General features: G+C 66.2%; 12 protein-coding genes. 2 read left to right on the forward strand and 10 right to left on the reverse strand.

The genetic code is table 11. From position 1 onward, the window contains the following. Positions 1-9: 9 nt before the first annotated feature. A complete protein-coding gene (locus OLX23_RS16725; RefSeq protein WP_264446154.1) occupies positions 10-7,920 on the reverse strand; it encodes an SdiA-regulated domain-containing protein in 7,911 nt (2,636 codons plus the stop codon). A 249-nt stretch (positions 7,921-8,169) separates the two neighbouring features. On the opposite strand from OLX23_RS16725, the gene OLX23_RS16730 reads away from it, so the two are divergent. Then, on the forward strand, positions 8,170-9,966 hold the full coding sequence (locus OLX23_RS16730; RefSeq protein ID WP_264446155.1) for a diguanylate cyclase: 1,797 nt from the start codon (positions 8,170-8,172) through the stop codon (positions 9,964-9,966). Positions 9,967-10,045: 79 nt separating this feature from the next. On the opposite strand, the gene OLX23_RS16735 is transcribed toward OLX23_RS16730, so the two are convergent. The 4 genes from OLX23_RS16735 to OLX23_RS16750 all read right to left on the reverse strand — a co-directional run bounded on the left by OLX23_RS16735 (position 10,046) and on the right by OLX23_RS16750 (position 15,461). Further along, the gene (locus OLX23_RS16735) at positions 10,046-12,826 is read right to left on the reverse strand and encodes a TonB-dependent receptor domain-containing protein (RefSeq protein ID WP_264446156.1); all 2,781 of its coding nucleotides are present in this window, start codon (positions 12,824-12,826) and stop codon (positions 10,046-10,048) included. Between the two features lie 94 nt (positions 12,827-12,920). Beyond that, a complete protein-coding gene (locus OLX23_RS16740) occupies positions 12,921-13,922 on the reverse strand; it encodes a FecR family protein (RefSeq protein WP_264446157.1) in 1,002 nt (333 codons plus the stop codon). Continuing rightward, the gene (locus OLX23_RS16745) at positions 13,915-14,607 is read right to left on the reverse strand and encodes an RNA polymerase sigma factor (protein WP_264446158.1); all 693 of its coding nucleotides are present in this window, start codon (positions 14,605-14,607) and stop codon (positions 13,915-13,917) included. Before OLX23_RS16745 ends, OLX23_RS16740 begins: the two co-directional genes overlap by 8 nt. Positions 14,608-14,615: 8 nt before the next feature. Then, positions 14,616-15,461 carry an acid phosphatase gene (locus tag OLX23_RS16750; protein WP_264446159.1) on the reverse strand — a complete coding sequence of 282 codons (846 nt, stop codon included), beginning with the start codon at positions 15,459-15,461 and terminating at the stop codon, positions 14,616-14,618. A 193-nt stretch (positions 15,462-15,654) separates the two neighbouring features. Here OLX23_RS16750 and OLX23_RS16755 point away from each other — a divergent pair, with 193 nt between their 5' ends. Beyond that, positions 15,655-16,233 carry a TetR/AcrR family transcriptional regulator gene (locus OLX23_RS16755; protein ID WP_264446160.1) on the forward strand — a complete coding sequence of 193 codons (579 nt, stop codon included), beginning with the start codon at positions 15,655-15,657 and terminating at the stop codon, positions 16,231-16,233. On the opposite strand, the gene OLX23_RS16760 is transcribed toward OLX23_RS16755, so the two are convergent. The 5 genes from OLX23_RS16760 to OLX23_RS16780 form a co-directional block, all read right to left on the reverse strand. Then, complete coding sequence (locus OLX23_RS16760) at positions 16,230-16,505, reverse strand: cytochrome C oxidase subunit IV family protein (protein WP_264446161.1); 276 nt, start codon at positions 16,503-16,505, stop codon at positions 16,230-16,232. The genes OLX23_RS16755 and OLX23_RS16760 overlap by 4 nt on opposite strands. 3 nt (positions 16,506-16,508) lie before the next feature. Further along, positions 16,509-17,102, reverse strand: coding sequence for a cytochrome c oxidase subunit 3 (locus OLX23_RS16765; RefSeq protein ID WP_264446162.1), 594 nt, complete (start codon positions 17,100-17,102; stop codon positions 16,509-16,511). Positions 17,103-17,143: 41 nt separating this feature from the next. Then, positions 17,144-17,935, reverse strand: a complete 792-nt coding sequence (locus tag OLX23_RS16770) for a hypothetical protein (protein ID WP_264446163.1) — start codon at positions 17,933-17,935, stop codon at positions 17,144-17,146. Then, positions 17,932-18,666, reverse strand: a complete 735-nt coding sequence (locus OLX23_RS16775; RefSeq protein ID WP_264446164.1) for a hypothetical protein — start codon at positions 18,664-18,666, stop codon at positions 17,932-17,934. The genes OLX23_RS16770 and OLX23_RS16775 overlap by 4 nt, the downstream gene beginning before the upstream one ends. Positions 18,667-18,971: 305 nt before the next feature. Beyond that, the gene (locus tag OLX23_RS16780; RefSeq protein WP_264446165.1) at positions 18,972-19,646 is read right to left on the reverse strand and encodes a TetR/AcrR family transcriptional regulator; all 675 of its coding nucleotides are present in this window, start codon (positions 19,644-19,646) and stop codon (positions 18,972-18,974) included. Positions 19,647-19,766: the final 120 nt, after the last annotated feature.

The following is a 19,766-nucleotide window of genomic DNA, read 5'->3' on the forward strand; positions in this document are numbered from 1 at the left end:
AGGCCGGGCTTAGAACGGCGACTGGCTGATGAAGGTGTCGCCGCGGTCGATCTGGACCAGCGAATAGTCCTTGACGCCGAGCAGCGTGACCGTGCCGTTGAGCCCGAGCAGCCCCAGGGTCAAGGTCAGATCCTGCTTGCCGTCGCCGTTGACGTCGCTGACCTTGGTCTTCGACACCGACACGCCGAAGCCGAGCATCAGGCGGTCTTCCGCCACGTTGAAGTCGGTGATCGTGTCCTTGCCGCCGAACAGGCTGAAGCCGAAGGTATCGCGACCCGCGCCGCCGGTCAGCTTGTCGTCACCGGTGTCGCCGTACAGCATGTCGTCGCCGGCACCGCCGTCGAGCTCGTCGTCGCCGAAGTCGCCCGACAGCATGTCGTTGCCGTTGCCGCCGAACAGCTTGTCGTTGCCGAGCCCGCCCCAGAGCTTGTCGTTGCCGTCGAGGCCATAGAGCGTGTCGTTGCCCAGCAGGCCGCCGATCAGGTCCTCGCCCGAAGTGCCCGTCAGCGTATCGGCGCGCAGGCTGCCCACGCGGATCGCGCCGTCGGAGACGCCGGTGACCGAGACCTGGACGGTGGCGGTGCTGGTGAACTGGCCGTCGGTGACCGTGTAACTGAAGCTGTCGCTGGCCTTGGCGCCGCTATCGAGATCGTCGAAGCTTTCGTCGTCGGCGATGTAGAACAGCGTCTTGGCGGCAGCATCGAACTGGACGGTGCCCTTGGTCCCGCTGGCGTTCACCGCGCTGATCGACAGCGTGGCGATGCCTTCGGGATCGATGTCGTTGCCGATCAGCTGCGACCAGAGATTGCCCGAGGTGGCGTCCTCGTCGATCGTGATCGCGTCCGCCTTGGCGGTCGGTGCCTCGTTGACGTTGTCGACCGCGATCTCGATCGTCTTCTCGATTATCGCGTTCGCCTTGTCGCGAACTTGCGTGGTGATCTGGAAGCTCTTGTCGGTCTCGTAGTCGAAGGCCCGGGTCGTGGTGACCTGGCCCGTCGCCGCGTCGACCGCGAAGCGGCCGCCGGCGTTGTTGGTCAGGCTGTAGGTCAGCACGTCGCCAGCCGTGTCCTTGGCCGACAGGGTGCCGACCACTGCACCGGCCGCCAGGTTCTCGGCGACCGCGGCATGGCTGATCGCCAGATCGGTCGGCGCGGTGTTGGGCTTGGCGTTGACCGTCACCGCGACCTGCGCCGAGTGGACCGCACCGTATTCGTCCGTAACCGTATAGGTGAACCTGTCGGTGGCCGATCCGCCGCTCGGAATGGCGTCGAAGGCGTCGTCATCGGCGGCATAGGTGAGCGTCTGCGTCGCCGCGTCGAACACCACCGTGCCGAGCGTGCCAGTGGCATCGACCGCCTTGATCCGCAGGGTCGAAGCGCCGTCGGGGTCGGTGTCGTTGGCCAGAAGCTGCGACCAGAGGTTGCCCGTCGTCGCGTCGACCGTGACGGCGACCGCGTCGTTCACCGCGACCGGCGCCTCGTTCTCCTGGACGTCGGTGATGTCGCCGAGATCCTGGGCCTGGTCGATCGCCTGGGTGACGTCCTGCGTCTCCTCGACCAGCTGGGCGAGCGTCGCCGGCGCCGCGCCGGGCAAGCCGGCACCGATGACCTGGGCAAGGACCTCGGTCTTGGTCAGATCGACCGGCTGGCCATTCTTGGCGAGATCACCGAGCGCGACGAGCGCCGCGGCGAGATCGCCCTGGTTGTCCTTCACCGTGTTGAGCACTTCGGCAACCGATGCGGCGGCCTTCTGGGCTTCGAAGGCTGGCGAACCGGGATTGGCCGCTCCGGCGACGAGGTCGACCTGGGTCAGCGCGAGGCCCGCATCGAGCCCGAAGGCTTGCTTCACCGCCGCCTCGGCCTGGGCCGCGGTCTTGCCGCCATCGACCAGGGTCTGGATCAGCGTGGTCAGCGGGTTGATCACCGAGGCGCCGTCGGGGGCCGAGAGCACGAGGTTGTTCGGCAGGTTCGTGTCGGTGTTCACGCCGCCCACCGCGCGGATCGGGCCGGTGGCACTGCTGAAGAAGCTGAACTTGCCCTGGCTGTCGGTCGTGGTGGACGTCTCGCCGGCATCCAGCACGCCATTGCCGTTGGCGTCGATGAAGACCGTCGCGCCGCTCAGATAGCCGTCGGCCACGGTGCCCTGATTCAGCGCGATGCCGCCCGGCGAGCCGATCTCGTTGGCATCGTTGATCGCCTTGAAGGCATCGTTGGTGCCGACCGCGCTCAGTACCGTGATCGTGCCGTTGAGGCCGGCGGTGTTGTCGAAGGTCGAATAGGGCGCGGTGCTGTCCGCGGCGCCGAACGCGACATTCGCCTGGAGCTTGCCCGAGGCGTCGTAGATGTTGACCTCATCGCCCTTGCCGCCGAGGCCGATCCCGCTGCCGGTGTAGGTGCCGATCTGCAGGCCAGCGGGCTTCACACCGCCGAACCAGGTGTCGACGAACTGCGCGGCGATCGCGGGAGCCCCCTCGATGAAGATCACCGACTCGCCCGGCGCGATCGTCGTGATGCCGTTGAGCGCCAGGGCCGAGCCGAAGGCCTTAGAGTCGTCGTCGACCTTCCAGCCGGCGATGTTGACCGCCACCGTGCTGGTGTTGGTCAGCTCGAACCAGTCGGCCTTGAACGGGCTGTTGTCGTTCGACCAGGGCGCGACCTCGGTGATCGCGATCTTGCCCTGCGGGGTCTCGTTGACAACGTTGGTGAGGCCGAGCGTATAGGTCGTGCTCGCGTCGGGCGTGGTGCCCACGGTGACGTCGTCGACCGAGACCGTGACCGAATAGCTCTGCTTGGCTTCGTAATCGAGCACGGTGCCGGCCTTGATGTAGAGGCCGGTGCTGTCGACTTCGAAATACTGCGCATCGGTGCCGGTGACGCTGAGCTGGTTGGTGCCCATGCCGTCGTCGGTGACGTTCACGTCGGCCACCTTGATCCGCGTCGCCGTGCTGGTGTTTTCCTCGATCGCGGTCGTGGCGTTGGCCAGGGTGATCGCGGTCGGCGCCTTGTTCGACGCGACCGGCGGCGTTGCGCCGCCCGGCGAGCCGATTTCGTTGGCGTCGTTGATCGCCTTGAAGGCGCCGTTGGTGCCCGTGGCGCTCAGCTGCGTGATCGTCGTGCCGTTGAGGCCGGCAGTGTTGTCGAAGGTCGAATAGGGTGCGGTGCTGTCTGAGGCGCCGAAAGTGACGTCCGCCTGGAGCTTGCCAGAGGCGTCGTAGATGTTGATCTGATCGCCGCCCGCGCTGAGCCCGATGCCGCTGCCGGTGTAGGTGCCGATCTGCAGGCCCGCCGGCGCGTTGCCGCCGAACCAGGTGTTGATGAACTGCGTGGCGATTGCGGGATCGGCGGATTCGATAAAGATCACCGACTCGCCTGGCTTGATCGTGGTGATGCCGTTGAGCGCGAGTGCCTTGGTGAAGTCCCTCGAGTTGTCGTCAACCTTCCAGCCGGTGATGTCGATCGCGACCGCGCTCGTATTGGTCAGCTCGAACCAGTCAGCCTTGAACGGGCTGTTGTCGTTGGACCAGGGCGCGACCTCGGAGACGATCAGGCGCCCCACCGAGCCCGGCGAGCCGATCTCGTTGCTGTCCTGCGCCGCAACGAAGGCGCCGTTCTTGCCGACTTCGCTGAGCGTGGTGACGGCCGAGCCATTGATGCCGGCAGCGTTGTTGAACGTCTGGTAGGGTGCGGTGGCATCCGCCGCGCCGAAGGTGATGCTGGCCTGGAGCGTGCCCGTGGTGTCGTAGAGGTTGAGCGCATCGCTTTCGGTGCTGAGGCCGATACCGCTGCCGCTGTAGGTGCCGATCTGCAGACCAGCGGGCTTGGTGCCGCCGAACCAGGTGTTGATGAAGGCATCGATTGCAGCGGGTGAGCTGCTCTCGATGAAGATCACCGATTCCCCGGCAGCGATGCTGGTCACGCCGTTGAGCGCGACGGCCGTGCTGAAGGCCTTCGAGCTGTCGTCGATCTTCCAGCCGGCGATGTTGACCGCGCTCGTGCCGCCGTTGGTGATCTCGAACCAGTCGGCGCCGACCGGGCTGTTACCGCTCGACCAGGGTGCGGCTTCGGAGATGTAGAGGCCCGAATTGCCGCCGCTGCCTTCGTTGACCACGTCCTTGAGCGTGAGCGTGTAGTTCACCGTCGCGTCGGGCGAGCCGCCGACGGCTGCGTCGTCGACCTGGACCGTGACCGAGAAGCTGGCCTTGGTCTCGTAGTCGAGGACCGTGCCGGCCTTGATGTAGAGCCCCGAGGCGTCGGCCTCGAAATACTGCGCGTCGGCGCCGGTGACGCTGAACACGTTGTTGCCGAGCTGATCGTCGGTCACCGTGATGTCGGCAACCTTGAAGCGCGTTGCCGTGCTGGTGTTTTCCACGAGCTCGGTCGCGGCATTGGTCAGCGCGATCGCGGTCGGTGCCGCGTTGGGCACGGACGAGGTCTGGTAGACCCAGAGCTGCGGATGGCTGGCATCGCCGCCGCCGTTCTCGCTGACGACATAGAGGTTGCCCTGCTTGTCCATCGCCAGGCCTTCGTGCTGCTGCTGGTTGGCGCTGTTGCCCGGATCGCCGATGATCGTCAGCGACGAGAGCACGTTGCCCGCGCGGTCGACCTCGAGGATCTTGCCCGATTCCTGGCTGAGCACGAGCAGGTTGCCGCGCTCGGACGTGCCGATCGTCGACAGGTTCGACAGCGCGAAGACGTCGGCCATGTCACCCAGGGCGAGCTTCGCGGGATCGAACAGGTTGGTCGAATTCGCGGTGGTCGCCGAGCCGTTGCTGGCGGTGCCATTGGCGAAATCGACCGTCGTCTGGAAGATGCCCTGCGGATCGCTTTCCTTGACGAAGATGTAGCCGCCGGTTGCGGGATCGTAGGTCACGCCCTCGAGACCGACGTTGCCGGTCGTCGTGCCCAGCTTGACCACCTGGGTATCGGTGCGAACCAGCGAGCCGCCGGCCGTATATTCGAAGCTGATGACGCTGCGCGTGCGCTCTTCGACCATGACGAACTTGCCGTTGCCGACATAGGCCAGGCCCTCGATGTCGTCGAAGGCGCCCGCGGTCAGGGTCATCGAACCGATGAGCTGGCCGGTCTTGCTGATCTCGACGATCGCGGTCGTGCCGTCACCGACGACGAACAGCGAGTCCTTGTCCCAGTTGTAGGTGATCGCCGAAGCTTCGGTTGCGAGCTTGTTGCTCGCCGGAACGCCGGCAGCGGTGGTCGGCAGGTCGTAGCGGCCGGTGCGGACGTAGGTCGACAGGTCGACCGAGAGCGGCGTCTCGCCCTTGATCTCGAACGAGGCGACGAGCGGATCGTGATCGGTGCCGCGCGCGGCGGTATCGGGCTGTTCGGAATTGATGTGGACCGCGTCGAACTGCACGTTCTGATACAGCGCGTTGCTGACCAGGACGTTGTCGAGCGCCTGGGCATTGCTGCCGAACATGTAGGAGTAGCGCTCTTCCTCGGGCAGCGTGCGATGCAGGTTGGTCAGCAGGCCGCCGGCTTCGAGCAGTTCGAGCGACTGTTCGAAGTAGAAGCCGTTGAAGTCGCCGAGCACGGCGACGCGCGCCTCGGTATCGGCACCGATCAGGTCCTCGACATAGTCGCGGATTGCTTCGGACTGGGCGATGCGCGCGGCCTCGGCGCCGTTGACCGGCGGCTGGGTCGCGCCGAACAGCGGATCGCTGCCGCCGCGCGAGCTCGAATGCACCGAGATCGCGGTCACTTCCTCGCCGTTGAACTCGAAGGTCGCGGCCAGCGGATTGCGGCTGTTGGCGAAGGCTACGCCGGTGATCAGCTCGGCGCTGCCCTCGACGTAGTCGACGCGGCCCGGATTGTAGAGGAAGCCGTTGCGGATGTTGCCGCCCGGCTCGCCGCCGGTGGTGCCCGCCGCGCTCGGCGTGATCTCGATATAGACGTATTCGGGGCCGCCGAGCGCCTTGATCGCGTCGATCAGGCCCTTGGCCGTGACATAGCCCGAAAGATCGCTGCCGTTGCCTGCGCCGTCCTTGTCTTGGATTTCCTGCAGCGCGATCACGTCGGGCGCACGCAGGTTGTAGGCGATGTCGCGCGCGAGGATGGTGAACTTGTTGTCGCCGGGATCGAGGTTCTCGACGTTGTAGGTCGCCATCGTCAGGTGGGTGGCGTCGCCGACCAGCGTGGTGGTCTCGCGCGTCGGCTCGGCCACGTCCTTGGTGACGGTGACCGCGCCGGTCACCAGCAGTTCGTAGGACTGGAAGTCGTAGTTGATGATGCCGGTGACGTCGCTGAGCTCGTCGCCCTGGGTGTACTTGCCGTTGAAGCCCGAGAGGCTGGAATCGTCGAGCTGGATCCGCTCGGGATTGTAGTCGTCGAAGCCGTTGGCATTGCCCGAGATGGTCATGCCGCCGCGGTCGTTGAGGCCGGTGGCGCCAGCGCCGCCCGAGGCGACGACATAGGTCTCGCCGAACGAATTGGTGCGGTCGACGACGATGGGTGCATCCACCGTGACGCGCATGCCTTCGAGCGATTCGAAGAAGTCGGCGGCGTCGTTCTGCGGGTCGTAGACCGCGAACTGATCGTCGTCGAAGGTGTCGGTCGGCGGCAGCAGGCCGCCGGTGCCGATCACGACGGCATCGGGCAGGGCGTGGACCAGGGCCTGGCCGCCGGTGTCCTTGGCGACCGATACGGCGGTCGCGACGATTTCGGTGGTCGTGAGATTGGCCGCGGACCCGCCCGGCAGGAATTCCTCGACCTTGCCGGTGACCGTGGCTTCGTTGCCCACCTGCACGCTCGGCGCGGTCGTGGTGAAGACGAAGATCGCGTCCGAAGTCCGCGCGTTGCCGTCGCCGGTCTTGTCCTGGAGGTAGAAGCCGTTGCTGGCGACCGCGGTGACCACGCCGGTCGTCGTCACGCTCTGGCCGGCATAGGCCGACTTATGCGCTTCGCCCTGGATCTGGTAGATCGCGATCTGCTGGGCATCGTCGTTGAGGATCTTGCCCGTTGCCGCGGCCGTGCCGATCGTGCCGGCCGTGGCATTGGCGAGCGTTACGGTGAAGGTCTCGTCGGCTTCGGCGATGGTGTCGTTGACCACCGCGATCTTGATCGTCGCCTCGGTCTGACCGTCGGCGAAGCTGACCTGGCCCTGGGGAAGGGCGTTGCCGACGAAATCGGCGGCGTTCGCCGTGCCGGCGCTGACCAGATAGTCGAGCGTGGCCGCACCGGCCGAACCGCCGCTGCGCGTGACCTTGAGCTCGACGAAGCCAGCGCCCTCGGCGGCCGAACCTGCGGCGATGCCGAACACGCCCGGGGTCGGAGTGACGGGACCCGGATTGGCGGTGATCGCGAAGTTGTCGATCGCGAGACCATCGTCGGAGCCGTTGGCGTTGAAATCGGTCCAGCGGATCCAGAACTTGGCACCCGCGGCGAGCGGATTGTCGAGCGCGACGGTCGACGAGATGTCGGTCCGGTTGGCGGCCGCATTGCCGTCGAGCGCGCCGGCGGTACCAGCCTGTACCGGCGCTACGAAATCGAGCGCGTCGATGTCGGTCCAGGTGCCCGTGGTCAGGCTGGTCGCGTCGAAGCTGATCTGGAAGTCGAGCTGATCCTTGCGTCCGGTCGCGCCCAGGCGCCACTGCTCGCCGGTATAGGCGATCAGCAGCGAGGTAAGCGTCTGACCGGTTTCGTTGACGAATTCGGCGCCGATCGTGGGGGTGTTGGTGCCGCTCAGCAGAGTACCCAAGGCGCGATCGGTGCCGTTCGCCGCGCCGAAGCTGTAGGTATCACCCGCCGTCCCCGAACCGGTGCCCGCCGTGTAGGATTGGTTGACGGTGGCGCTGGTGCCGCTTTCGGACAGGAACCAGCCACTGGGCAGGGCGCTGCTCGCACCAGAAGCCGCAAGGCTGTCGAAATTCTCGGTCGCGGCAGTCCCGGTGCTGGTCAGCTTGGTCACGTCGATTCGCCCCTCGTTAATAAAGCGTTAAGGTCGCTAGGAACTGTCGATGACGGCCGGATGGAGTTTTTGTGACCCTATGAAGACTCTCCCGAAATGAATGGCTGGACCGTGCGGTCCCGGGTGGGGTGGGCTTTGAGAGGCCGGATGAGACGTTAACCGTCCCGACCGCTGAAGGCCTCCCGGCTAGGGGCGAGCCAAGGAGCATGGTTAACGGTTCCGAATGACTTGGCTGCTAGAATTCCGGCCATGCGTTTGTCGACCATCACCAATTGGGCCTACGGGGCAACCGTTGCGCTGACGCTCGTTTCGGGAACGACGATGCTGCTCGCATCGGACGCGCAGCGGGAGGAGCGGGCCGCGGTCGCGCAGCGGCATGGCCTCGATCAGGCGACCGCCAATCTCGAGCGCGACATCTTCGCGCTGACCGATCACGCGCGGCAATATCTGAACACCGGCGACGAGACCTACCTGGTGCTCTATCGCGGTGACATTGGCGCGCTTGCCTCGATCGAGGACCGCATCCGCCATGTCCGCGACGCCGGGGCGAGCGTGCAGGAACTGACGCTGCTCAAGGACGCGATGCGTTGGGCCGACACGCTCCACGACGAACAGCAGGCAGCCCTCGCGGCGCACCAGCGCGGCGACGAAGCCGGGGCGCGGCGCATCCTGTTCGGCGGCGAGTACGAACGCGAACTCGACCGTGCGGTAACGCTGGTCGAACGCTTCCAGGACCAGCTCGATCAGCGGACCGATGCCGAAGTGGTGGAAGCGGGCCGGGTCGCGCAGCTCTGGCGGACGACGTCGGAGATCGTGCTCGGTCTCACCGGCCTGCTGTTCCTCGCGGTGCTCTATTTCATTTTCAAGCGGCGCGTGCTGCGGCCGGTCGTGCGCCTGTCCGACGTGGTGAACCGCCTCGCCGCGCAGGATTTCGCGGTCGAACCGCCGGCCTACGGCGAGATCGACGAGATCGGTGACATGGCGCAGGCGATCCGGATATTCCGCGAGAACGGCCTCGAGCGCCAGCGGCTGGAGGAAGAGCGTGCCGCCGACCGTGCGGTGCGAGACCTGCTCTCGCGGATGACCCAGCGCATGCAGGGCTGCGATACCCTGCTCGATCTCAAGGAGGTCGTGCAGCGCTTCGTCCCCGAGATCGCGCCGGAATTCGCAGGACGGCTCTACCTCGTCGATCCCGCGCGCAACGCCGTGGTCGAGGCCTGCGATTGGCTGAATCCCGTTCATTCGAGCCCTGAATTCTCGCCGCTGTCGTGCTGGGCCATGCGTCGCGGACTGGCCCACCGGCCCGCGGGCGAAGCCATCGACGTTCCCTGCGATCACCTCGATCGCGGCGACGGTCCGGTGCTCGACACGCTGTGCCTGCCGCTGACCGCGCATCGCAAGACGCTGGGCCTGCTCTATTTCGAACTGCGCGCTGCTTCCGGCCGTGGCACGCCCGACGTCTACCTGTCGATGCTCGCCGAGAACGTCAGCCTCGCGCTGGCCAACCTGCGCCTGCGCGACACCTTGCGCGAGATGGCCATGGCTGATCCGCTGACCGGGCTGGCCAACCGCCGCCAGCTCGACGGCATGATGGAAGCGCTGCTCGCAGACGCCGAGCGGCTCGGTCAGCCGATCTCGTGCTTGATGGTCGATATCGATCATTTCAAGCGCTTCAACGACGCCTTCGGTCACGAGGCCGGCGACACCGTGCTGCGCGAAGTCGGCGCGGTCTTGCGCCATGCCACGCGCGAGGAAGGCCATGCCTTCCGCTATGGCGGCGAGGAATTCCTGCTGGTCATGCCGGGCTTCGATGCCGAGCGGGCGGCGGAGCGGGCCGAGGACATCCGTCAGCGCATCGCCGCGCTGGACGTAACCCATCATGGCGGTGATCTGGGACCGGTAACGGCGTCGCTGGGCGTCGCCACGGCGCCGATCCAGTGCACCATGGATCGCCTGATCCAGTCCGCCGACGCGGCGGTCTATCGCGCCAAGGCGCTCGGCCGTGATCGCGTCATTTCGGCGACGGCGCGCAAGATCGTCGCCTAGCGAGCGGCACGCATCGGCGTTGCATCGCGCCTGAAAGGTGACGGGACACCGCTTGCGCGGCATCCCGTCCCATGGTTGCTCAGAACTTCTTGCTGAAACCGACCTGGACCACGCGGCCGAGTGTCTGGCTCTGGCCGCTGGGGAAGCCGTTCTGACGCGCGGCACCGTCGCGCAGGACCGGCGGGTCCGTGTCGAACACGTTGTTGACGTGGAGCGTCATCGCGAGGTCGTCGGTCAGGCCGCTGCCTTCGAAATCGTACTTGAAGAACAGGTTGACCACGTTGAACGCGCCGATGCGATCCTGCAGCCGCGTCGACGACCTTACCGTGTCGTAGCCGTGGGTGTGGTAGAGGCTCGCCTGGGCGCGGAACTTGCCGACAGTGGCGCCGAGGCTCGCCGAGAAGCGCAGGACGGGCTCGTTGGTGTCGAGCAGATCGACCTGCGACGCCAGCGGGCTGACCTGGTTGGTCCGCACCGTCTGCAGGTTGCCGCCGAAGCTCGCGTCGATCGCGCCGAAGCCGGTCTCGTGCGTGTAGTTGGCGCTGAAGTCGATGCCGCCGAGACGGAACAGGCCGAGGTTGCGCGCGCGGATGTCGAACACCGCGACGACGCGCGGGCCGCCCGGCGTGTTGATCGCATTGGGGTTGCCATTGATGATCGTGGTCTCGAGCGCGGCGGTTCCGCCGATCACCTGCGATGCATAGGCCCTGACCTGGGCATCGGTCGGATCGACGATGACGAGCTCGGGGAACTGCGCGAAGAAGGCCTGCGAATCCGAACCAGTCTGCGGGCTGTTGATCGCGTCGCGATAGTCGATGCGATAGTAGCTGGCGCTGAGCTGGAGCCCGGGCACGAAGGGCGGCTGGATCTTGGCACCGATCGACCAGTTGGTGGTCCGCTGCGGCTTGAGATCGCTGACCGTGCCGCGCAGGAGGCTCAGGTTGAACACGGTCTGGCCCAGGGTCAGCGGCGCATAGGTTGCGGTGTTCGGCGCCGAAAGCGTCGCGGGCAGCGAGGCCGAGCTGCTGCCGGGCACGGTGACCACGCCCGACGAGATGTTGGTTCCCGCGGTCAGCGGACCCAACTGGTCGGCGGCGCTCGGCGCGGCGAAGGACTTGCCGTAGTTGGCGGTGATCGTGATCCAGTCGACCGGCTTCCAGGTCAGCGCGAACTTCGGATTGAAGGTGTCGCCGAAGTCGTTGTACTTGTCGTAGCGACCCGAGGCGGAGAACGAGAGCTCCTGCAGGCCCGGCATGGCATTGTCGGTGCCGAACACGGGGACCTGGATCTCGCCGAACAGCGACTTGACGTTCTGCCCGTAGGACACCGCTGCCGGCAGCGTGTAGTTGGTCGTGTCGGTCTTCTGCTGGGTATAGCGCGTGTTCATGTACTCGCCGCCCGCGGCGATCTTCACATCGCCGCCCGGCAGGGTGAACAGGGTGCCGTCGAGCACCGCGCGAACGTCGGTGAAGCGGTGGCGCCCGGTGCCGATGTTGTGCTTGAGCAGCCCGGCGAGCACCGCCGGATTGGTCGCTGCGATGTCATAGGGATTGAGCGCGGTCGCCAGGGTCGTACCGTTGATCGCGGCGGTCTGCGCGGCCGTGTAGAGATCGACGTTGTCGAACAGCGTCGTGCTCTCGCCATAGTTGAACAGCGTGCGGAGCTGCCAGTTGCCCTTGCCGCCGAGATCGGCGGTGAAGGTCGGCGTGATGTTCCAGGTGTCGTAGACGTTGCGCGTGGTGCGCGCATAGTCGCCGAACACCGGGCCGTAGCTGAAGCTGACGGTCTGGTTCGCCCCGGCGTCGGTCGTGCCGACGAGGTTGCGGTAATAGGGATTGGTCGGCCGGATCGTCAGGTTGTTCGCGCGCGCCGGGCCGACGCTACCCTTGTCCTCGCGCCAGGTGTAGTAGGCCTTGACGTCGACGGTCAGCCAGTCGGACAGCTCCTGATAGAGGCTGGCCAGCGCGTGGTGCTGCTCGCCCGCCGGATAGATCGCCTGATAATCGGAGATGTCGCAGGTGTTGGGCAAGGTCGCGCGCGTGAGCCCGGGCAGCGGATAGTTGCGTCCGCCGACCGAGACGTTGGCATTGTCGCAGCCGCGCTCCTGGCCCAGGCCATAGGTGGCATTGGCCGGGTTCCAGTCGATGTTCTTCACATAGTCGCGTTCGATGCCGAAGATCGAGTCATGCTTCGAATAGGAATAGGCGGCGTAGACCGAGCCGCTGTCCCAATCCTTGCCGACGATCGTGTTGGCATCCCAGGTCCAGTAGTCGTCGCCCAGGCCGTAGTGCGCCTCGACCTTCACGCCGTCGAAGCGCTTGCGCGTGATGAAGTTGATCACGCCGCCGATCGCGTCCGACCCGTAGACGGCCGAGCCGCCGTCGGTGATCGCCTCGACGCGTTCGATCGCGCCGGGCGGGATTGCATCGGGATCGACCGCGACCGTGCCGATGCCGGCGCCGACGACGCGGTGGCCGTCGAACAGGACCAGGGTCAGGGCCGCGCCGCTGGTCGAGCTGCCGGGCAGGTTGCGCAGGTTGGGGCGGTTGATCGTCGAGACGCTGTTGCCGCCGGCCGTGCCGCCACCAGGCTGGGGCAGGACGTTGAAGAAGTTGGTCGCCTGCGGAATCTTGGCCAGCAGGTCGTTGGTGGTGGTCGCACCGGTCGCGGCGATCTGCTGCTCGCCCAGGCCGATCACGTTCGAGCCGGCGGGCGCGATGCCGCGGATCTGCGATCCGGTGACGACGATGTCCTTGCTGTCCTCGTCGACCCAGGCCGTGTCCTGCGCCATGGCGGCGGTCTGGAACGCGGCGGCCGCGGCCACGCTCATGCCCAGCTTGAGGGCTGTCCTGAACTGCATTGAAGCTATCTCCTCCCGTAACGTCCACTGTCGGGACGGGGAGCAAGACGCAGCGCTGGACGAAGTCCGAACCGGTTTTTTGGTGTGCTGGTTTCTAGCGGGCCTTGAGCACGATGCGGTTGCTCGTGCTCTCGGCGGTTTCGATCGGCAGGACGTCGGTGAGGGCCTCGGCGAAGGCCTTGGTGTCGCCGAGGCGGAACGCGCCGCTGATCCGCATCCGCGCGGTGCGTTCGTCGGCGAATTCGATGTGCCGGGCGTCGTAGCGGTTCATTTCCGCCGCGGCCGAGCGCAGATCGCGATCGTGCAGTACCAGCAGTCCCTCACGCCAGGAGGCCAGGGCATGCACGTCCTCGCTGTCGACGGCAATGCGGTTGCCGCGTGCGGTCAGGACTTCGTTCGGTTTCAGCATGATGCGGCCGGCCTGCTTGTCGGCTGGCGCCGTGACAGAGACCGAGCCTTCGAGCAGGGCGACGCGGAAGAGATCGGCATCGACGCGGACGTCGAACTCGGTGCCGTGCGCGGTCACCTGCCGCAGCCCCGAGGTGACGGTGAAGGGACGTGCGGCATCCTTGGTCACCTTGAACAGCGCCTGCCCGCGTTGCAGCACCAGACGGCGCTCGCGCGCGGAATAGGCGACATCGAGCGCCGTGTCGGTGTTGAGCGTGACCTCGGAACCGTCGGCGAGCTGGATCGTGCGGCGATTACCGATCGCGGTGCGATAGTGCTGCGAGGTGACCTCGGCATCGCCCGAGGCCAGGGTCGCGACATAAGGGTAGCCGAGCCAGACCGTCGGTACCGCCAGGACCAACGCCACGGCAGCGGCGACGGCGCGCGATCCGTACCAGGGGCGCCGACGCAGCGCGACGCGCGCGAGTGTCTGATGGCGCAGTGCGAGCAGGCCCGGATCGTCGGCGGCATCGCGCGCGATCGCCAGGGTCGCCTCTACCTCTGCAAAGGCCTGGGCGTGGGCCGGCGAGGCGACGAGCCAGGCATCGAGGGCATTGCGGGTCCGTTGCGGATCGCGCGCCAACCGCTCGTGCCAGAGCGCGGCCTGTTCGATCACGGCTCCTTCGATCTCGGGAAGCTGCTCAGACATGACCGCGGGCCTTCATCGCGGCGGTGACCTTGGCCAGCGCCTTGGCATGATGCTTCTCCACTGCACGCTGCGAGATGCCGAGCGCGGTGGCGATCTCCGCCGTACGCATCTCCTCGAACACGCGCAGGACGAAGATGTCGCGCGTGCGTTCGGGCAGCCGCTCTATGACCTCGCGCAGCTCGCGGACGGCGAAACGGCCGATGGCGACGCGCTCGGGCGAGATCTCGCTGCCGCCGTGATGGCTCTCGTTGAACTCCTGATGCGCGCCGTGCTCGCGGGCCGTGTCACGCCGCGCCCGGTCGCGCAGCGCCGAGGAGGCAGTCTGGAACAGGTAGTGCTCGGGCTGGCGCACTTCGTCGAGGCTGCGCAGCTTGGCTAGACGCAGGAAGGTGTCCTGGACCAGATCGGGCACGTCGGCCTTGTTCGACACGCGGCGGCGGAAGAAGCTGGCGAGCGCGCGCGAATAGCGGCGTGCGAGGTGTTCGAGCGACCGCTCGTCCTCGCCGCCGGTGCCGGCCTCGGTGTCGTGAGTCTCGCTTTGCGGCATGGCCTGTCCCGTGAAGGAGAAGGCCGGACCTTGCGCGGCATCACAAGCGAAAAGCGCCGGCTCTTCGAAACAACGCCAGGGCGTGCCGGTCTCGGCCCGCAGCGGTTCGGTCTCGTGAAGGAGATCGCCCTGGCGCATGTCTCGGTTCACTCGGCTGCCAGCGCCGATGCTTCCGCCGCGCAATCGCGCTTCGCCGCGATGGCGGGCAGGGTCGCCAGTTCCTGCCGTGCCGCGGCGAGATCGGCGGCGAAGGCGGGGTTGGACTGGAGGCGCACGAAAGTGGCGGTCGCGGTGACCCGGCCTTCCTCGATGTCGCTGAGCCAGTGGACGTTGCACACGCGCCGGCTGTCGCCGAAGGCGCGGCCGCGCGCGACGAGCGCGGCGGTGCGCGCGGGGATCAGCTCGGCGAGGACCAGGCCCCAGCCATAGCCGATCGCGCTGTGGCCCGAGGGATAGGAGCCGTTGAGCCGCAGATAGCGTTCGGCGTCGGGGGTGCAACTCGGCTGGCCGTTCTCCATGAACGGCCGCGGCCGCTTGTAGTGATCCTTCGCCGATGCGGTCGAGTTCGAGAAGTCCACCGCCGCGCGGCGCAGCAGCTTGAGTGTGACGGGGGTCGCCTCGGCGTCGATCTGGCGGCCCGCCGCGCAAGACAGCGCCGCGGTCGAAGTGGGCGAAAACAGTTCGGCATCGCTGGTCGCGAGGTTCCAGCGTGCGCTGCCGCGCTGGGCCACCGCGCGCTGCGCACCCTCCAGATCGCGCGCCAACGCGGCCGAGCCGGCTTTGGGTGGCGGCGGCACCAGCAGCATGCCGTCGGGCAGTTCACCCGCCGCGAGGTAGGACGCGGGCCGATCGCCGGGCGCCGGAATGCCGGCTATGGGCGCGGCAGGGGCAGCGGCGGGAGCCCGGGGCTCCTCCGCTCGCGACGAGGCGACGCAGCCCGCGGCGAGCAGGACGATCGGCAAGGCCAGCCGGTAGGCGCGAGGTTGGATCATAAAGGCTCTTCTCCCAATCGGTATCGTGCTTGACCAGGACCAAGACGCAAGACGTGGCCAAGCGCGAACCAGAAAATTTACGGTGCGGGACGCCGTATTCGTTTCAGGTCACGGTGTTGCTTATTGTGCATCACGACAAATCTGGCCACTAGCTCGTACGAGGTCCGTGACGGACCGCAGGTGCAAGGGGCCGATGACGAGCAAATCCGATCCGCAGGACGATCCCAAGCTGCAGGACCGCCGCATCCGCAAGACCCGCAACGCGATCCGCGCGGCGCTCAAGACGCTGCTCCAGCGCGGTTCGATCGAGCAGATCACGATCAAGGACATCGCGCGAGAGGCGGACATCGGCTACACCACCTTCTTCCGGCATTTCGGTACGAAGGAAGCGGCGATCGCCGATTTCGCCGACACCGCTGCGGCCGAACTTCTCGACGCGACCCTGCCCCTGCTGAGCACCAGCGATGGCCTGACCTCCACCCTGGCTCTGTGCCATCACGTCGCGGCCAACCGCCACGTCTGGGAAGCGCTGCTGACGGGTGGTGCGGCCGACTACGTGCGCAGTTCGCTCGCCGCCCACACGACGGAACGCGCGACGCTATGGCCGCCGATGCAGGACTGGTTGCCCGCGGACAAGGGCACGATCCTCGCCACCGGCATGGTGGTCGAGACGCTGACCTGGTGGCTGGCTCATGCCCCCGAACTCTCGCCCGAACAGGTGGCGCAGATCATGAACCACACCTTCATTTCGGCGCTGCTCGGCGCGCGCTAGGCGAAATAGGCGAGGAGCATCGCCAGGCCGAAGCTCGCCAGCCAGCCGTCGGTGATCCAGCGCAGCCTGGCCGGCGCGTGGCGCACGTCCATGAATTCGCGGATGATCACGCGGACCTTGATCAAGGTGATCGCGATGGCGCTGAAGGCCACCGCCGCGTCGGGCTCGATCGGTCCCCGGCCATGACTGGCGCCGATCGACCAGGCTACCAGGGTGATCGCCGAAAGCGTGAACCAGGCGGCGACGAGCCGTTGATGTGCCGAAAGTGTCACCGATCACCTCATGACGTAGAGCAGCGCGAAGATGATGACCCAGAGGAAATCGACCATGTGCCAGAAGGTGGCGCCGGTCTCGATGACCTCTAGGGAACGGCGCGCCGGGCTCTTGAGCTGGTAGTAGACGACCCCGAGCGCGATGAACCCCACGAGGACGTGCAGCAGGTGCATGCCCGTGAGGAAGTAGTAGAACGAGAAGAATTCGTCGGTCGAAAAGAAATTGCCCCGGCCGATCTCGACCGACCACTCGTGCAGCTTGAGTGCCGCGAACAGCAGTCCGCCGCCGGCGGTCAATGCCAGGTTGCGGGTAGCGGCGCGATGGTCGCCGGCGCGGGCGCGTTCGACGCAGCGCGCGACCGACCACGAACTTGCCAGCAGGATCAGCGTGTTGATCACGCCCAACGCGAGGTCGAGCTGCGATTGCGATCGCAGAAAGGCCTCGGCGCTGCGGCAATAGTAGATCGTGTAGACGACGAAATAAGACGAGAAGGTGATGGCCTCGATCATCACCAGGACCCACATGTCGGACTGGCCGGGCATGCGCTCCTGGCCGTCGTCGGACGAGGTCGGGCGGGCGCGGGCGACTTCGGTCATGGCGTGGCCTTTCTTTGCGGGGGCACGGCGGCGGTGCGGCGCTAGCGGATGCCGCGCACCTGGGGACTGTCCATGTCCTCGCGCTCGATCATCTTGCGGAGGTAGGTGATGAACAGGCCGGTGTAGATGCCGAACACCACCATGTTGATGTAGAACGCGATCACGCCGTCCCAGGCGAAAGGGCCGCTCTTGAGCACGCAGCAGGTCGCGACGACGACCTCGGTCAGCGCGTTGCAGATGTTGAAGTAGCCGAACCACTTGGGCAGGATCGCGTTCTCGTCGAGCAGGATGGCGACGCCCCAGACGACCGAGCCGATCAGGAAGATGCCCATCGTGCCGCTGAACGACAGGAAGCCCATGTCGTAGAGCAGGCCCATCAGCCTGGGATCGCGATCGGGGCGCATCGCCCCGGTGACGAGCGCGATGCAGGTCAGCAGCATGCCCGGCACGGCGGCCAGCGAATAGAGGATCAGGTAGGACCAGGCGAAGGCCGGGCTCACCGACATGCGGCGGATCGAATAGGTGATCAGCGCGGTCGAGGCCGTGGCGAAGGCGCCCATCACGAAGATGATGCCGAAGCCGACCAGCAGGCCCCAGCCCTTGTCGTGGAACCACCAGACGATCTTGGGCAGGTCCCACCAGGCCTTCGGCGGCGGCTGGGTCCGCGTGATGCCGAAGAACACGATGCCGAACACGTTGTAGAAGACGAGGATAGTGTACCAGGACAGCCATAGCTCGAGCTTGGGATTGTGGCGCCACTGCCAGGCCAGCTTGCCGAGGCTGGAGGCGGGGGGCTGCGGCGCGGTCTCTTGCGCGAGCGCGGCGACGGTCATGCCGCGGCTCCCTGTTCGTGCCGCTGGCGGTAGACCGCCTGACCCGTCACCAAGGTCATGACGACGATCCACAGCGCGATCGCGCCGTTCTTCAGGCCGAACGAGAGCGCGCCGTCCCAGGCGATCGGGCCGTCGAAATGGATCGCGGCGAAAGCCGCCGGCGCCATCGCCGGGGCGGTCGCGAGGTTGAAGTGCGCGACCCAGGTGGGGAAGATCGGTCGCGGCTGGCGATCGAGATGGATCGCGACGGCGAGGAACACGTTCTGTGCGATCAGAAAGGCGACCTGGCTGGTGAAGGTCACCCAGGCCATGTCGTTGAACAGTTGCACCAGTGCGGGATCGCGCTCGGGGCGGAAGGCGGCGATCAGCCAGAACAGGTCGGCGATGCAGAACAGCGTCGGACCGCCGGCAATACAGCCGATGAAGCAATAGGTCAGGATCGGCGTGCGATGGGCCATGCGCTGCACCTGCATCGCGATCATCGCCAGGAACGGGATCAGCGCGACGCCGAACCAGTTGAACACGATCATCGAATAGCGGATCCGCGGCAGGTTGGCGGGATCGAAATAGAAGGCGGCCACCTCCTGCGCCGACAGCTTCGGCGACATCGGCGTGACGAAGCCGGGGAACGCGAGGAACGATCCCAGCCAGAAGATCCAGATCACCGGCATGGCCCAGAGCAGGATCAGTTCGCCGTTCACATGCGTCGCCGGCTTGGCCAGATTCGTCATCGATCCTCTCCCTCGGGGCGCTTCAGCGGGAGGGCATCGTCAGCCGGCACCGTCACGCGCCATTGCCGAGGCGCGCGAAACCTTGCTGCCCACAGAGCCGCTTTCGCCATCGATGACGGCACGCGGATCCCATGCTCTCCCGTTGATTGCGGCCGGCGTGCGGCGCCGCCCGCGAACGCCCTTTGGGTAATTGACTGGATATAGGAGTCAATGGACTATTTGGATTTATATATAGCTTATGGAATACAATGTTCAATATCGTGAGGCGGGTTGAGGCTTGGCATTCGGGTCGAAAGCCGATCCGCCTAGTTCGGCTCCGGGTCTTCCCAATTGCGCACCAGATCGACGAAGGACTTGATCGCGATCGTTTCGATCATGGGCATGCGCGCCTCGAAGGGTTTCTCGTAGCCTGCGAACATCGTCGTGCCTTCCATCGAGGCCGAGATGAACAGGGCGAGATCGTGGCGCTGGTCTTCGCTCAGGTCGGGCCGCATCTCGCCGACGATCTCGACCAGCGGCGCGCGGGCGCGGGCATAGGTTTCCTGCACGCGCTCAAAGACGAAGGGGTCGTGGTTCGACAGCGCCCATAGCTCGGGAAACACCCGCGTCGTCTTCTTGGTGCGGATGTCTTCGAGGATGAGGCCGCAAATCTCCGCCAGGCGTTCCTCGGGCGGGGTGCCGGGCATGTGCACGATCGCTGCGAACTCGATCTCGTAGGCGCGGATGACCGCATCGAGCAGGCCGCGGACCAGGTCCTCGCGACTGGCGAAATGGTAGGTGAGGTTGCCCAGTTTCATGCCGCAGGCCGCCGCGACTCGGCGCATCGACATGGCCTGGTAGCCCTCCTCGACGAGCAGGTTGAGCGAGGCGGCGAGGATCGCCTCGCGCGTTTCGTGGCCTTTGGCATAGCCACCCTCGCGAGGGGGAAAGGCCAGGTCGGCGACCGTGATCGACCGGAAGTTTCCCTTGATCTCCGTCATTTAGGCCATCCTCATTCGCCTGTAAAAAATAGGTCTTACGACAAATTTAGGACGCTTGACAACTTTTATCCCTCTAGGTCACTTTTGTTGCAGTTCTTCGGCAATTCCGATCGAAGCAAG

It is taken from the genome of Novosphingobium sp. JCM 18896 (assembly GCF_025938095.1).
In the GTDB taxonomy this organism is placed as follows: Bacteria; Pseudomonadota; Alphaproteobacteria; order Sphingomonadales; family Sphingomonadaceae; genus Novosphingobium.

Bases quoted from the DNA above. Each gene is read 5' to 3' on its own strand.
- OLX23_RS16730 (WP_264446155.1), top strand. From the start codon at position 8,170: ATGCGTTTGTCGACCATCACCAATTGGGCCTACGGGGCAACCGTTGCG.
- OLX23_RS16735 (WP_264446156.1), bottom strand. From the start codon at position 12,826: ATGCAGTTCAGGACAGCCCTCAAGCTGGGCATGAGCGTGGCCGCGGCC.
- OLX23_RS16740 (WP_264446157.1), bottom strand. From the start codon at position 13,922: ATGTCTGAGCAGCTTCCCGAGATCGAAGGAGCCGTGATCGAACAGGCC.
- OLX23_RS16745 (WP_264446158.1), bottom strand. From the start codon at position 14,607: ATGCGCCAGGGCGATCTCCTTCACGAGACCGAACCGCTGCGGGCCGAG.
- OLX23_RS16750 (WP_264446159.1), bottom strand. From the start codon at position 15,461: ATGATCCAACCTCGCGCCTACCGGCTGGCCTTGCCGATCGTCCTGCTC.
- OLX23_RS16755 (WP_264446160.1), top strand. From the start codon at position 15,655: ATGACGAGCAAATCCGATCCGCAGGACGATCCCAAGCTGCAGGACCGC.
- OLX23_RS16765 (WP_264446162.1), bottom strand. From the start codon at position 17,102: ATGACCGAAGTCGCCCGCGCCCGCCCGACCTCGTCCGACGACGGCCAG.
- OLX23_RS16770 (WP_264446163.1), bottom strand. From the start codon at position 17,935: ATGACCGTCGCCGCGCTCGCGCAAGAGACCGCGCCGCAGCCCCCCGCC.
- OLX23_RS16775 (WP_264446164.1), bottom strand. From the start codon at position 18,666: ATGACGAATCTGGCCAAGCCGGCGACGCATGTGAACGGCGAACTGATC.
- OLX23_RS16780 (WP_264446165.1), bottom strand. From the start codon at position 19,646: ATGACGGAGATCAAGGGAAACTTCCGGTCGATCACGGTCGCCGACCTG.